The organism is Brevundimonas sp. (assembly GCF_046295775.1).
In the GTDB taxonomy this organism is placed as follows: Bacteria; Pseudomonadota; Alphaproteobacteria; order Caulobacterales; family Caulobacteraceae; genus Brevundimonas.
The window spans coordinates 1-13,901 of record NZ_JBKBML010000023.1; the positions used below are offsets into that span (position 1 = coordinate 1).

At 67.8% G+C, this 13,901-nt stretch carries 12 protein-coding genes and 1 pseudogene; 6 read left to right on the forward strand and 7 right to left on the reverse strand.

Annotated elements, in window-relative coordinates:
* A pseudogene (locus ACK4I0_RS11800) lies at window positions 1-492 on the reverse strand (SPOR domain-containing protein); the annotation flags it as partial.
* A 78-nt stretch (window positions 493-570) separates the two neighbouring features.
* Entirely contained in the window at window positions 571-1,749 is a 1,179-nt protein-coding gene (locus ACK4I0_RS11805) for a deoxyguanosinetriphosphate triphosphohydrolase (protein WP_409611192.1), read from the reverse strand.
* Window positions 1,750-1,855: 106 nt separating this feature from the next.
* Here ACK4I0_RS11805 and erpA point away from each other — a divergent pair, with 106 nt between their 5' ends.
* Entirely contained in the window at window positions 1,856-2,197 is a 342-nt protein-coding gene (gene erpA, locus ACK4I0_RS11810) for an iron-sulfur cluster insertion protein ErpA (RefSeq protein ID WP_409611255.1), read from the forward strand.
* Between the two features lie 9 nt (window positions 2,198-2,206).
* Here erpA and ACK4I0_RS11815 read toward each other — a convergent pair whose 3' ends face one another.
* From ACK4I0_RS11815 to ACK4I0_RS11830, 4 genes are all read right to left on the reverse strand, one after another.
* On the reverse strand, window positions 2,207-3,112 hold the full coding sequence (locus ACK4I0_RS11815; protein WP_409611194.1) for a cobalamin biosynthesis protein CbiG: 906 nt from the start codon (window positions 3,110-3,112) through the stop codon (window positions 2,207-2,209).
* Between the two features lie 72 nt (window positions 3,113-3,184).
* A complete protein-coding gene (locus ACK4I0_RS11820) occupies window positions 3,185-3,700 on the reverse strand; it encodes a hypothetical protein (protein WP_409611196.1) in 516 nt (171 codons plus the stop codon).
* A 3-nt stretch (window positions 3,701-3,703) separates the two neighbouring features.
* Entirely contained in the window at window positions 3,704-4,501 is a 798-nt protein-coding gene (xth, locus tag ACK4I0_RS11825; RefSeq protein ID WP_409611198.1) for an exodeoxyribonuclease III, read from the reverse strand.
* Window positions 4,502-4,593: 92 nt separating this feature from the next.
* Complete coding sequence (locus ACK4I0_RS11830; RefSeq protein ID WP_409611200.1) at window positions 4,594-5,313, reverse strand: hypothetical protein; 720 nt, start codon at window positions 5,311-5,313, stop codon at window positions 4,594-4,596.
* Window positions 5,314-5,316: 3 nt separating this feature from the next.
* Between ACK4I0_RS11830 and ACK4I0_RS11835 the strand changes: the two genes are divergently transcribed.
* The 5 genes from ACK4I0_RS11835 (at window position 5,317) to ACK4I0_RS11855 (ending at window position 12,978) form a co-directional block, all read left to right on the forward strand.
* On the forward strand, window positions 5,317-5,559 hold the full coding sequence (locus tag ACK4I0_RS11835) for a hypothetical protein (protein ID WP_409611202.1): 243 nt from the start codon (window positions 5,317-5,319) through the stop codon (window positions 5,557-5,559).
* Window positions 5,560-5,848: 289 nt separating this feature from the next.
* The gene (locus ACK4I0_RS11840; protein ID WP_409611204.1) at window positions 5,849-9,268 is read left to right on the forward strand and encodes a TonB-dependent receptor domain-containing protein; all 3,420 of its coding nucleotides are present in this window, start codon (window positions 5,849-5,851) and stop codon (window positions 9,266-9,268) included.
* A 259-nt stretch (window positions 9,269-9,527) separates the two neighbouring features.
* Window positions 9,528-11,108: a cell division protein FtsZ gene (gene ftsZ, locus ACK4I0_RS11845; RefSeq protein WP_409611206.1), complete on the forward strand. Its 1,581-nt coding sequence runs from the start codon at window positions 9,528-9,530 to the stop codon at window positions 11,106-11,108.
* A 193-nt stretch (window positions 11,109-11,301) separates the two neighbouring features.
* Complete coding sequence (lpxC, locus tag ACK4I0_RS11850) at window positions 11,302-12,201, forward strand: UDP-3-O-acyl-N-acetylglucosamine deacetylase (RefSeq protein WP_409611208.1); 900 nt, start codon at window positions 11,302-11,304, stop codon at window positions 12,199-12,201.
* A gap of 36 nt (window positions 12,202-12,237) precedes the next feature.
* On the forward strand, window positions 12,238-12,978 hold the full coding sequence (locus ACK4I0_RS11855) for a polysaccharide deacetylase family protein (protein ID WP_409611210.1): 741 nt from the start codon (window positions 12,238-12,240) through the stop codon (window positions 12,976-12,978).
* Here ACK4I0_RS11855 and ACK4I0_RS11860 read toward each other — a convergent pair.
* The gene (locus tag ACK4I0_RS11860; RefSeq protein ID WP_409611212.1) at window positions 12,975-13,862 is read right to left on the reverse strand and encodes a hypothetical protein; all 888 of its coding nucleotides are present in this window, start codon (window positions 13,860-13,862) and stop codon (window positions 12,975-12,977) included. The genes ACK4I0_RS11855 and ACK4I0_RS11860 overlap by 4 nt on opposite strands.
* Between the last annotated feature and the right edge of the window lie 39 nt (window positions 13,863-13,901).

Here is a 13,901-nt window from a genome sequence, read left to right on the forward strand (position 1 = left end):
CGGCGCGGGCGCCGGACGGGCTGGGGCAGGCGCGGCGGGCGCGGGCGCCGCCGGGGCCAGGCCGCCGCCGGTCACGGGCGGATTGGCGGGCAGGGGCTGGGGCTCGGGACGCGGCTGGGGCGCTTCGGGGCCAGGGGTAAAGGTGGGGGCGGCGTCAGTCGGCTCGCCGGCGTCGCGATAGACGCTGATGTCGGCCTCCGGATCGACCGGCTGGGCGTCGATGGGGGCCTCGACCTTCATCTCGCCGACGGGAGAGCCGACGGCGGCCGGCGCGTCGGTGGAGGAGCGCACGCCCGAGCGATAGAAGACCACCACGGCCACGATGAGCAGCAGCAGCACCACGGCGCTGACGATCAGAGTCACGGGCGGGGCCTTGGACGCCGGGCCGCGCCGCGCGTCGAAATCGCCGCGGCGGAAGGGCAGATCGTCGTCGGTCGGCGGCGTGTAGGCGCCCCGGTCGCGGTTGTAGCGGTCGTCGTCGTGGTGGGACATCGGGGCTCTCGCACATAGGCCCGGCCGCGAATCGTCGCGCCGGCCGTCCAGTCTAACCCGCCCCTGCGGTTCTACGAATCACAGATCGCGATGCAGGTCGAGGCGGAACAGCCGTCCGTGCTCCTCGATGGCGAAGCCGTCGGTCATGCCGGCGATGTAGTCGCACACCGCGCGCGCCTTGCGCACCGGATCGTCAGCCACCGCGCGGGCGGCCCATTCGGGCGGCAGCACGCCGGGATCGGCCAGGAACAGGTCGAACATCTCCGCCAGACGCCGCCGCGCCTGACTGCGCATCCGATTGACCCGATAGTGGCGGTACATCCGCTGATGCAGGAAGGTCCGCAGCACGCTCAGGTCAGCCATCATGGCGTCGGAGAACTGCACCAGGGTGCGCGGGGCGGCTCGCACGGCCTCGGGCGAGGTGATCTTGTGCTCGGCGATCCGACGCGCGGTCTCGGCCAGGACGTCGTCGATCATGACGCCGATCATGCGCCGCACGGCCTCCAGCCGGGTCATGCGCGCGTCGATATCAGGCCAATCGCGCCGCACCTGCGCCAGCACCGGCCCGATCAGCGGCACCTCGGCCAGGTCGTCCAAGGTGAACAGGCCCGCCTGCACCCCGTCGTCCACGTCGTGGTTGTTGTAGGCGATGTCGTCGGCGATGGCGGCGACCTGGGCCTCCAGCGACGCGAAGGTGTCCAGCCGCAGGTCCCAGCCCTCGGCGTATTCGGCGATGGCGCGCCAGGCCGGCTCGTCCAGACGGTGGGCCACAGGGCCGTTGTGCTTGATGACCCCCTCCACCGTCTCCCAGCTGAGATTCAGGCCGTCGAAGGCCGGATAGCGGTTCTCCAGCTTGGTCACGACGCGAAAGGTCTGGACGTTGTGGTCGAAGCCGCCCCAGTCCGCCATGCGCGCCTGCAGCTCGTCCTCGCCCGCGTGACCGAACGGCGGATGGCCCAGGTCGTGCGCCAGGGCGACCGTCTCGGCCAGGTCCAGGTCCAGGCGCAGCGCATGGGCCAACGAACGCGCGATCTGCGCCACCTCCAGCGAGTGGGTCAGGCGGGTGCGGTAATGGTCGCCTTCATGCGCGACGAAGACCTGGGTCTTGCCCTTCAGCCGGCGAAAGGCGGTGCAATGGATGATGCGGTCGCGGTCGCGCGCGAACGGCGTGCGGGTGCGGCTGGCGCCCTCTGGAAAGCGACGCCCGCGCGTGGCGTCGGGTCGTTCGGCGTAAGGGGCGCGGTCGGGCTGGCTCAAGTGATCGGGCCTGAATGGTCGCGGACCCTTTGCGAACGCCCGCGCCGCCCTCATATAGAGCCTCGTGAGCAGCGTCCAATCCGCCCCGTCCGACCTCAAGCTGACGATCGCCGCGCGATCGCCCGAGGGCATCGTCCTGGCCGACAGCGCCGCGCGTCGGCTGGACGCCCTGTCCCAAGCCGAGGGCCGTGAGTTGATGCTGCGTGTGGCGGTCGACGGCGGCGGCTGTTCGGGCTTCCAGTATCGGATGGAGCTGATCGAGGCGGCGGACGCCGACGACCTAGTGATCCAGGCCCACGGCCGTGCCCTCGTGGTCGACCCGGTGTCCGTGCCGTTCCTCAAGGGGTCGGAAGTCGCCTATGTCGACGAGCTGGCCGGGGCGCAGTTCGTCGTGCGCAACCCCAACGCCGCCTCCAGCTGCGGCTGCGGCGTCAGCTTCTCGATTTAACTTCGAGGCTTACGCTCCCAGGATCCAGCCCTCTTCGCCTTCCACTCTCGCGACCAAGGCCTCGTCGGCGCCCTTCGGCGGCGCGAAGGCGTGAGCCAGGGCGCCGGTCTCGTCCATGCGGGCCAAGGCCTCGGCCGTGGTGCGGACCTGGGCCTGGTCCTTGAACTCGCCCGGCTGGGGCTTGGTGTCGAACATCGAAGGCCAGACCTCGACCAGCAGGGTCGACAGCGGCTCGACGTCGGCGGCGTCCAGCGCACGCCAGCCGGTGCCGAAGGGCCAGACGGCCCCCGATGCGCCCAGCGTCTCCAGCAAGCGGCGCACCATGGGCACGCCGACCAGGGTCTGGCCGCCAACCGCCCCGGCGCCGTGCATCTGCCAGACGCTCTTGGGCTGCAGCCGTCCCTTGCGGGCGGCGTCTTCGGTGGCGCGGAACTCGGGGATGTCGGCGCCCGATCCGGCGGGCGGCTTGGTCGTGGTCAGCCAGCGCTGCGCCTGCTTGGCCGGCGCGCCCCAGAACGGCCAGGGCTGATCGGTCATCAGCCGGTTCATCTTGGCGGCGACTTGATAGCGGTTGTTGGTGTTGTCGGCCTTGTCCACGACGTTGCCGGCCAGGAACTTCCACATCGCCTGCCACGGCGCGCCGTCCAGCTTCAGTCGTTCGGCCGTGCCGGCGGGGAAACCGAAGTTGAAGTCCAGGCCCAGCAGCACGCGGTCGCCGCGCTTGCGGTGATCGGCCAGCAGCATTTTCAGCAGCGCCTCGCCCTCGGCACGCGTCGCCACATTGTGCGTCTCGGTATAGAGGCGGAAGCGCACGTCGCGCTTGGCCACGCCGATCCAGACGGACTGGTCGCCCAGCTTCTTGGTTTCTGCGGCGGTCCAGTCGGCGATGATGTAGGCGTCGAAAAGGCGGGCCACGGCGGGCCTCCTCAGGCAGGCGTTACGGGAATGCCGGCCTTCTAGCCCTCTCGCGTGGCGGACGAAAGGCCGTCAGGCTCTCAGCAGGGCCTCGATGTGCGACAGCCAGCGCCGCCCCAGCCTCAGCGCCTCGGCCGGCGAACTGGTGGGAGCAGGGCGGTCCGCGTTCCACAGCGACAGCTCGAACTCGGGATTGCGCGGATCGGCGAACATCAGGCGCAGCACCACCTGCTCGGCTTCGGGCGCCATGATGTCCAGCGCTTTGCGCGCCTCGCCGCGCCGCACGCGGGCGACGACGTGGCCGTCGACGATGATCTCTCCGCCCTCGGTTTCCTCGAAGCCGTAGATCAAGCCGTTGGCGCCTCGGTCCCACAGAACGACGACCTGGCCCGCGTCGAAATCCAGAACGGCGGCGCGGCCCTCGGCGGGCGAGAAGGCTTCGGTCTCGATGCGGCCGACCACAGCCTTGGTCATGGCCCGGCGCAGTCGTCGCGCCGGCTCCATCCACCAGGAAAAGGTCAGGGCGGCCGTCGTCAGCAAGGCCGCGGCCAGCCCGATCAGCAGGACGGCGCGCACCGCCTCGCCCATGGCTCAGTCCTCGATCTCGATGACGACAGGGACATGGTCGGAGGGTTTCTCCATGTCGCGGGCGTCCCGGTGGGTTTCGATGCCCCGGAACCGGTCGGCGGCCTGGGGCGACATCAGATGGTGGTCGATGCGGATGCCGTGGTCGCGCTGCCAGGCGCCGGCCTGATAATCCCAGAAGGTATAGGTCCCGGCCGGCTCCCCGCCGGCTTCGTGCGCGTCGGTCAGGCCCAGCCACTTCAGCGAACGCCAGGCCTGGCGGCTTTCGGGCTGGAACAGGGCGTCGCCGGTCCAGGCGTCGGGGGTCTTGGCGTCCTTGGCCTCGGGGATGACGTTGTAGTCTCCGCACAGCACAAAGGCTTCCTCAAGCGCCAGCAGATCGCGGGCGTGGGCGTTCAGCCGTTCCATCCAGCGCAGCTTGTAGTCGAACTTGGCCGTGCCGATCGGATTGCCGTTCGGCAGATAAAGGCCGCCGACACGAATGGGTCGCGGCGCCTCGATCAGGGCCTCGATATAGCGGGCATGGTCGTCGTCGCCGTCCAGACCGGACTCTTCGTGGCCGGGCAGGCCGCGACGCACGTCCGAGACCGGATGCTTGGAGAGCAGGGCGACGCCATTGTAGGTCTTTTGGCCGTGGACCTCGACGTTGTAGCCGAGCGACTCGAAGGCCTCGCGCGGGAACTTCTCGTCGACGCACTTGATCTCCTGGAAGCAGGCGACGTCCGGCTGGGCCGCCTCCATCCAGGCCAGGACGGTCGGCAGGCGGGCGTTGACGGAGTTCACGTTCCAGGTGGCGATGCGCATGGCGCGGACGCTAGATCGCGTCGGCAAATGCGGCAAGCAAAAGGCCCGGCGGATCGCTCCGCCGGGCCTCGTTCACTCTGACGAGCGACGTCTTAGTTCTGCTCGGTGGTCGCCGGCGCGGCCGCGACCTGCGTCAGGGTGCAGCCGCCGCCGATGCGCTGCGCCTCTTGGCAGGGATAGACCTGCTGAACGGCGGTTTCCTGGATGCGGGCGATGAACCCGTCGCCGGCCGCGCACTTGGCCTCATAGAAGCGGCCGTTGCTGTTTTCGCCCATGAAGCGCGCCTGGGTCACGTCGCAACCGGCGGCGTCCGAGCCGGCCAGCATGGCCTTGACGCTGGCGGCGCCGTCGGCCGGAGTGGTGAAGCGGCAGGTAGCGTTCTGGGTGATGACCTGTAGGCATTCGGTCTTGTCCCAGCCCGCGGCTGTCTTTTCGATCCAGTAACCCTGCGCATTGGCGCAGCCCACCTCATAGATGGGCGAGCCGCCGTCACTGCGGCCGATGGCCAGGCCATCATCGACGGTGCAGCCGACGCCCGCTTCGCGCGCGTAGCCCGAGATCACCGCGACCACATCGGTGTTGGCGGGCAGAGCGCATTGGGTTCCAACCTCGGCGGCGGGGTCGGTCTCCCGAAGAATGCGTCCCTGGCTGGCCAGCAAAACGCAATCCATCGCCTGAGGCGGCGTGGCGCTGGAGAGGATGTAGCCAGGACCGGACGCGCAGACCGCCTCCATATAGGTGTGCCCCTCGGCGCTGGCGCCCAGCAATGTCGCCTGGGTGACCTGACACGACGGCGCAGCAACGGCGGCCAACGCTTGCGCCTGAGCGACGAGTTCCTCGGCTGTCGGTGCGGCGGGTTGCTCTTGCTGAGCGCGCCGCTGCCTCTGTTCCCGGCGATCGGTGCGATCGCCTCCGATGCGACCTGGCAAAACCTGTTCGGCGCGCGGCCTGGTGGCGGTGTCGTCCTGATCGGGCCGGTCCTGAGCAGCGGCGCTGAGCGGCGCGAAGACGACGAAGCCTGCAGCGAGCGCGGCGCTGACCCAGGCGCGGGCGAGTGATCTGTGACCCGGCAAATTCATGACATCCGACTTTCCATAATAAACACTGTCTTGGAGGCAGCCCGCACGATCGACGCGGGCAGGGATGAGGTCAAGCATACAGACTGCGACATGGCGCCGGTGACGCGACCGAAGTGTGTCCAGATTGTAACATCCGAGGCGGAACATGGCGAAGATGCGGCTAAACGGTTGCGCCTCTGTCGAGCTTGCCGTTAACGACAGGGCACATGCCAGTTTCACAATAGTGGTCTGGGCGGCTCGCACCTTTCCTTTGGGGGTTAAAATTAGAATGCAGCTGAAACGCACATACCTGTTCGGCACCACGGTGCTGGCGGGCGTAATCGCCGCCTCGGCGCCGGCTTTCGCGCAAACAGCGCCGGCTCCGGTGTCTCAAGAAGCGACCCAGGTCGAAGAGATCGTCGTCACCGGTTCGCGTATCCGTCGCGACCCGACCACCGCCCCGACCCCGCTGATCCAGGTTCAGCGCGAGGAAATCCTGGCTACCGGTCAAGCGACCCTGATCGACTATCTGGCGCAGATTCCGGCTCTGTCGAACTCGCAGATCCCGTCGGACAACGTCGGTGGCGTGCTGAACGCCCAAGGCCTGAACATCGCCAACCTGCGCGCGCTCGGCAACAACCGCACGCTGACCCTGATCGACGGCCGTCGTCAGGTCGGTTCGGTCGGCGGCAGCCTGGCCGTGTCGACCAACACCATTCCGCGCCTGCTGATCGAAAACATCGAGATCATCACCGGCGGCGCCTCCTCGGTTTACGGCGCTGACGCCGTGGCCGGTGTGCTGAACTTCAACCTGCGCAAGGACTTCGAGGGCGTCGAACTCGACCTGTACGGCGCCCAGCTGTCGCGTTACGGCGGCAACTTCGGCCGTCGCGCCTCGCTGCTGGCCGGCAAGAACCTGTTCGACGACCGCGTCAACGTCTACGGCTTCGCCGAATACGAGCAACTGGACGGCATCGAAACGCTGGATCTCGGCTTCCTGCGCGACAGCTGCGCCCTAGTGACCGTGGACGTCGATCCGACCAACCCGGCGGCCGGTCCGAACGTCGATGGACTGATCGACAACCGCGTCTTCTGCGGCGTCAACACCATCTCGCGTCCGCGCGGCGGCCAGACGACCATCGCCAACACCCTGCAGCCCAGCCCGCTGAACAATCCTCTGGTCGGCGTAACCAACTGCACCAGCTCCACCCAGGCCACCTGCTTCGGCGTGAACCCGGGCAAGACCTGGGTCTATCCGGAGGGTGCGGACGCGCGTCTGGCCAACTTCGGCCAGCGCGTCGGTGTGGGCTCCACGACGCTGAACATCGGCGGCGACGGCGAGAACCCGGGCTTCTTCAACCAAGCCGACCGCGTCGGCGAGGTCGAGGCTCAGCGCTATCAGGTTGGCACCAACATCCGTCTGACGAATTCGGTCACGGCGTATCTGGAAGCCAAATACATCACTGAGTCGACCTTCGCGACGGCCCAGCCGACCTTCTTCGACTTCTACCTGTGGGACGGCCACTACGCCGCGAACGAGACCAACGGCCGCACGGGCATCACGCCCAGCAACCAGAACCAGGTTCTGCGCGTCTCGGACAACGCCTTCCTTCCGGCGGCGGTCCGGAACGCCATCCTGACCAACACGGTCACCAACTACGGCAACCCCACCGTCACTGAGCCTGGTGCGCCGACCGGAACGATCGCCGCGCCTTGGGCGCGTCACGTCAGCTTCGGCGAGGACCGCTCGCAGGACAACACGCGTGAAATCCAGCGCTATGTCGCGGCCTTCAGCGGCGCACACGGCGACATCGGGCCGGTGCGCAACTTTGGCTGGGATCTGGCCTACACCTACAGCAAGCTCGAGAACGTCAACGAAGAGATCGCCGTCGACACCCAGCGTTATGTGCTGGCCGCCGACGCCGTGGTCGACACCGCGGGCATCGTCAATGGCCGTCCGGGCGAGATCGTCTGCCGCGTTCAATTGCTGAACGCGACCAACCCGGCCTTCACGGATCCCAACACGGGTCTGGGCGGTCTGCGCGACTGGTCGAGCCGCGCGGGTCAAAGCGCTGGCACCTTCGGCGACCTGCGCGCCCGCGCCGAAGGCCGCGCCGCCATCGACCAGTGCGTTCCGCTGAACGTGTTTGGCAAGAACCGCGCCAGCCAGGAAGCTCTGGACTACACCTACGCGTCGGTGACGGTCGAACAGACCAACGAGCAGCACAACGCCATCGGTTCGGTGTCGGGTCAGCTGTGGGACTTCTGGGGCGCCGGTTCGATCGGCCTGGCCCTGGGTGCGGAATGGCGCAAGGAATTCGCCGAGGGCGTGGGTCGCGATCGTGACACCGGCGACCGTCAGCTGTTCCTGAACACCAGCCCCGACTTCCCGGGCGCCTCGTACGAAACCCGTGAACTGTTCGCCGAAGTGTCGCTGCCGCTGTTCCGCGACAGCTTCCTGGGTCAGTACGCCGAGCTGAGCGGTTCGTACCGCTACTCGGACTACACCACGGTGGGCGAGACCGACGTCTACGGCGTCAACCTGGTCTATCGTCCGGTGTCGGACTTCGCGATCAAGTCGAGCTTCAACACCTCGGTGCGCGTCCCGACCCTGGTCGAGAACTTCTCGCCCTTCGGCCAGACCTTCGCCAACGGTTTCGCGGATCCCTGCGCCACCGCGGCGATTAACGCTTCCGCCCTGGCTGCGGACATCCGTCAGAACCGCATCGCCAACTGTACCGCTCTGGCGGCGGCCAAGGGCCTGACCTACGACTTCGCCGGCTCGACGCTGGATCCGAACGACGACTACGCTCCGGTCTATTCGGGCGGCGTGGCCGGCGTGAACGGCGGCAACCCCTTCCTGCTGCCTGAAGAATCGGAATCCTTCACCTTCTCGACGGTGTGGACGCCCAGCTTCATCCCGCGCTTCAACCTGGTGCTCGACTACTACGAAATCGAGATCACCAACGTGATCGCAGCGGTGACGGCCCAGACCGCAGCCAATAACTGCGTCAACGGCCCGAGCCTGAACGCCGGCGCCTGTAACACCATCTTCCGTCGCGTGGCCGGCACCGCCGGCGGCGGCACGACGGCGGCCGAGCGTTCGGAAGGCTTCAAGGTCGGCGCGCCGGCTGGCGATCCGATCGGCGGCTTCATCCAGGGCTCCATCAACTACGCCAAGCGCACAGTGCGTGGCCTGGACTTCACCGCCAGCTACGCCATCGACACGCAGGAAATGTTCGGCTGGAATCTGGGCACCTTCCAGAACTCGCTGCGCGGCTCCTGGCTGATCGAGCAGAAGCAGTTCAACAACATCGACAACCCGGCCGACTTCACCGAGTTCTCGAGCACCCTGCAGGTCGGCGGTTCGTTCCCGCGGGTCCGCCTGGCCAACAGCCTGGTGTGGAGCCCGAACGAGGCGATGTCCTTCACCTGGGTCGTGGACTGGCAGACGTCGCAAGACATCGTCCAGCCCCGCGCCATCGTGACGAACATCGACAACCGTCCGCTAGACTATCTGTCGACCGGCAACTTCGTCCGTCACGACTTGGCCGCCCGCTTCAACGTGCGCGACGACGTGACCCTGCGGGTTGGCGTCAGCAACGTCTTCGATGCCCGCCAGCGGGACATCCTGGGCGCTACGCTCTACTCGAACTTCGACCCCTACGGTCGTCGTGTGAACGTGAGCCTGAACTTCCGTCCCTGGTAAGTTCGGTTTCGATCAAGACGGAAAGGGCGGCTCTTCGGAGCCGCCCTTTTTCTTTGGCGATCGACGTTCCTGGGGAAAGTCGTGGAGAATCTGCGGCCACGCTTGGGCGTGACGCTTTCATTTGGTCCGACTCACGCTACCGGTAACCTCTCGTTAACTCCGAGCGCGCTTTTCTTAACGCGCTCATAACCAATGCGATTCGGCGGGGATTTCGCACTGGGGACTAACGGGGCAAAAGGGTCGAAGGGTCGGAACTGATATGTCGCTGTCGCTGGTCAAGCCGCAAAACACTGAACTGAAACCCCGCATCGTCGTGTTCGGCGTGGGCGGGGCGGGCGGCAACGCCGTCAACAACATGATCGACGCCGGTCTGGAGGGCGTCGAGTTCGTCGTCGCCAACACCGACGCGCAGCATCTGTCCTTCGCCAAGACCGACCGCCGCATCCAGCTGGGCGAGACGATCACGCAAGGCCTGGGCGCGGGCGCCCACCCCGAAGTCGGCATGAACGCCGCCGAGGAGAGCGCCGACGAGATCCATCAGCATCTCGAAGGCGCCCACATGATCTTCATCACCGCCGGCATGGGCGGTGGCACCGGCACGGGCGCCGCGCCGATCATCGCCAAGTGCGCGCGTGATCGCGGCATCCTGACCGTCGGGGTGGTGACCAAGCCCTTCACCTTCGAGGGCCGCCATCGCATGCGCCTGGCCGACGCCGGGATCGCCGAGCTGCAACGCTATGTCGACACCCTGATCGTCATTCCGAACCAGAACCTGTTCCGCGTCGCCAATGAGCGCACCACCTTCGCCGACGCCTTCGGCATGGCCGACCAGGTGCTGCATTCGGGTGTGCGCTCGATCACCGACCTGATGATCCTGCCCGGCCTGATCAACCTCGACTTCGCCGACGTCCGCGCCGTGATGTCCGAAATGGGCAAGGCGATGATGGGCACGGGCGAGGCCACGGGCGACGACCGCGCCCTGCTGGCGGCCCAGAACGCCATCGCCAACCCGCTGCTGGACGAGACCAGCCTCAAGGGTGCCAAGGCCGTGCTGGTGAACATCACTGGCGGCATGGACATGACCCTGCTTGAAGTCGACGAGGCCGCCAACGCTATCGCGGCCGAGGTGGACGGCGACGCCAACATCATCTTCGGCGCGGCCTTCGATCCCGCGCTGGACGGCAAGATCCGCGTCTCGGTCGTGGCCACGGGCATGGATGAGGCCGTGATCCAGAAGATCGAGCCCCATGCTCCGGCCTTCACCGCCCGTCCGGCCGCGCCGACCTATTCCACGGCCTCGAGCCGGCCGGAGCCCACACGCGCCGAGCCGGCGCGGATCGAGCCGGTCGCTGCGGCTCGCGCCCAGGTTCAGGCTCAGGCCCAGCCGGCGCCCGAACCGGCTCCGGTCGCCCGCGCCCCCGAGCCGCAGCCTGAGCCGGTCATTCGCCCGGTCGAACACAGCCGGCTGGACCCGATCGTCGATCCTTGGGTCGAGGAATATGAGTCCAACCCGCGTCCGGCTGCTCGCCAGCAGGCCGAGACGTCGCAAGGCGACCTGTATCTGGACCGCGCCTCGACTCCCAGCCGTCAAGGCCCGGTCGAGCCCGCGCCGCATCCCGACGACGCCTATGACGATCGCGACCACCGTCGCAGCGGCTGGAGCCTGTTTGGCCGCGGCCGTCGCAACGCCCAGCCGCAGCAGCCGGCCTATGCGCCTCAGCAGCGCTCAGCCGCTCAGATGCGCCCGGCCCAGTCGGCCCAACCCGTCCAGCAGCAGGAGGCGGACCAGGCCGATGATGACCTGGAGATCCCTTCCTTTCTCAGGCGACTGGCCAACTAAACGTCAGGACTGACCCCTGATCCCGCCGCCCCGGAGCCGCCGCTCCGGGGCGGTTTTCGTTTCAGAGGGCGCGGCGTCACGAAACATTCCGAAACCGAGCTTTCATTTAACCACGACGGGGCAGGGGCTATCACGGCGGCGTGGCGCACCCTGCACGTCAGAGGCGGGGGCGCGATTTCGAGAGACCGAGCCCTTGTCCCCTGTCCGCGATCATAACGAGCGCACCCTGTTCGCCCCGGCTATCTGCGCCGGCGTGGGCGTGCACACGGGCCGTCGCGTGCGCCTGGTCGTCCGGCCGGCGCCCACGGGGACCGGCATCGTCTTCATACGGACCGATATCACCGACCGCGACAACCGCATTCCCGTGTCGGGAGAGGCCGTGATCGATGCGCGCCTGAACACCATGATCGAGAACGCCGACGGCGTTCGCCTGTCGACCATCGAGCACCTGATGGCGGCGTTCGCGGCGCTGGGCGTGTCCAACGTCATCGTCGAGGTCGACGGCCCGGAACTGCCGATCATGGACGGCTCGGCCCGTCCGTTCGTCGAACTTCTGGATCGCGCGGGCTTCCGCCGCCAGGAAGCGCCGGTTCGCTATATCGAAATTCTGAAGCCCGTGCGGGTCCAGGACGGCGACAAGTCGGCCGTACTGCTGCCCCGCGATCGCTACGAGATGCGTTTCGAGATCGATTTCGCCGCCAAGGTCATTGGCAATCAGGTCGTGGATTTCGTGGTCGACGAGGCGACTTTCCGCACCGAGATCATGGCCGCCCGCACCTTCGGCTTTGCCCATGAGGTCGAGGCGCTGCGCCAGGCCGGGCTGGCGCGGGGAGGCAGCCTGGAGAACGCCGTGGTCATCGACGGCGAGCAAATACTGAACCCCGGCGGGCTGCGCATGGAGCGTGAGTTCGTGCGTCACAAGGCGCTGGACGCCATCGGCGACCTTTATGTGCTCGGCGCGCCGCTGCTGGGCCGTTATGAGGGCGTGCGCGCAGGCCATGCGGTGAACAACAAGCTGGTCCGCGCCCTGTTGGCCCAACCCGAGGCCTGGCGCGAAGTCGTGCGCACGCCGCAACTGGCGATGGCCGGCTAAAGGCGGCCTTTACCCGCCGGGCCTAGGCTGGGTTTCATGTCCGGCTTCACAGACAAGATGCGCAGACGCGCGGGGCGCTACCTCGGTCGTCGCCCGATCGAGATCAGTCCGCCGCGCGGGGTGCTGAGCCTGTCGTTCGACGACATCCCGGCTTCGGCCTGGCGCGAAGGCGGGCCGGTGTTGCGTGCGCACGGCGTCAAGGCGACCTTTTATGTCTGCGGCGGCCTGGCGGGCGGGACCAACCTGGACCTGCCGCAGTTCGAGACCGAAGATTTGCAGGCTCTTTACGCCGACGGGCATGAGGTCGGGTGCCACACCTTCGAGCACGTCAGCTCCCTGGCGATCTCGCCGGCGATGCTGGAGGCCAGCTGGGCGCGCAACGCCGCCTGGGTGGCTGAGCGGCTGGACGGGGCCGTCATGGACACCTTCGCCTGGCCGTTCGGCGACTGCGCGCTGGAGGCCAAGAGCGGCGCGGCGCGGCGGTTCAAGCTGGCGCGCGGCGTGCGCGACGGCGTCAATGCGGGCCGCGCGGACAGCGCCAATCTGCAGGCCATCGGCCTGGAGAGCCGCCGCATCCCCGGCTACGACTTCGACGCGCTGTGCGCCGAGGCGGCCCATGCCAACGGCTGGCTGATCGCCTACGGCCACGACGTGTCCGACAGGCCCACGCCCTACGGCTGCACCCAGCGGGACATCGAGCGCCTGATCCTGGCGGCCCATTCGGCCGGGCTGGAGATACTGCCTGTCGGTAAAGCCTTCGACCGGGTGAAGGGCTAGGCTGCCTCGCGCGCGCGGCCCCAGGCGACCAGACTGTCGCGCGGCCAGGCCATCAGCCAGGACCGGGCGGTGTAGTCGCCGCTGTCGATCAGGGCCTTGCGGGTCGGAGAGGCCGTGCCGGCGCGCTCGGTGTGAATTTCGCCCGGCCCCTGATGGACCATGAAGGCGCCCCCCTTCAGCGGGTTCAGCCGCAGGTGAGCCAGGCGCGGGCTGATCTCGGTCAGGGGCGGATCGTAGAACCAACTGGAGCCGATCATGCCGGCCAGCTCGGGCTTGCGCTCGCAGATGGCCGCCGCCGTCGCCCAGGCGCGGTTCCAGCCCTCTTCGTTGAAGTCGTCCAGATGACGGCTTTCGGTGTGCACCTCCAGCCAGGTCTTCCAGCCGCCGTGGCGCAGCCAGTTCAGCGGGGCCGACAGACCTCGGCCCTGAACCGCGTGCCGCACGGTCTGGCCGGGGCCGAAAGGCGAGGACAGGTCGATCACCTGGCTGCGCGCGCCCGGCACGCTGAGCGCCAGGGCGAACCTCACGTCCTTGGCCCAGAAGTCGGCGTCATAGGGTTCGACCGCCTGCAGCAGGAAGTCCGCCATCTTGTCGAGCCAATAGGGATAGAGGTCCAGCACCTGGGGCGGCATATCCAGGTGCGCCGCCCGCTCGATGACGCCCAAGGACCAGCGCGCGATCAGGCCGCGTCGCACCGCATCCTCGGCCTTGGGGCCCAGCACGATGTCGACGGCCTGGGCCGGCAGGGTGAAGTCCCAGTGCGATGCGGCGTCGGCCGCCCGGCGCTCGGCTTCGGGCGCGGCGGCCTTGACGCGCGCGCGCTGGCCGTCGCTCAGTCCGGCCAGAACCTGGCGGAAACGGTCTTCGGGGCTGGCGGTGTCCATGACGTCAGTCTCTCACGCAGCCGTTGGCGAAAGGTTGAG

Coding starts and splice junctions, on each gene's coding strand:
- ACK4I0_RS11855 (WP_409611210.1), top strand. CDS start 12,238: ATGTCCGGCTTCACAGACAAGATGCGCAGACGCGCGGGGCGCTACCTC.
- ACK4I0_RS11840 (WP_409611204.1), top strand. CDS start 5,849: ATGCAGCTGAAACGCACATACCTGTTCGGCACCACGGTGCTGGCGGGC.
- ACK4I0_RS11860 (WP_409611212.1), bottom strand. CDS start 13,862: ATGGACACCGCCAGCCCCGAAGACCGTTTCCGCCAGGTTCTGGCCGGA.
- ACK4I0_RS11820 (WP_409611196.1), bottom strand. CDS start 3,700: ATGGGCGAGGCGGTGCGCGCCGTCCTGCTGATCGGGCTGGCCGCGGCC.
- xth (WP_409611198.1), bottom strand. CDS start 4,501: ATGCGCATCGCCACCTGGAACGTGAACTCCGTCAACGCCCGCCTGCCG.
- ftsZ (WP_409611206.1), top strand. CDS start 9,528: ATGTCGCTGTCGCTGGTCAAGCCGCAAAACACTGAACTGAAACCCCGC.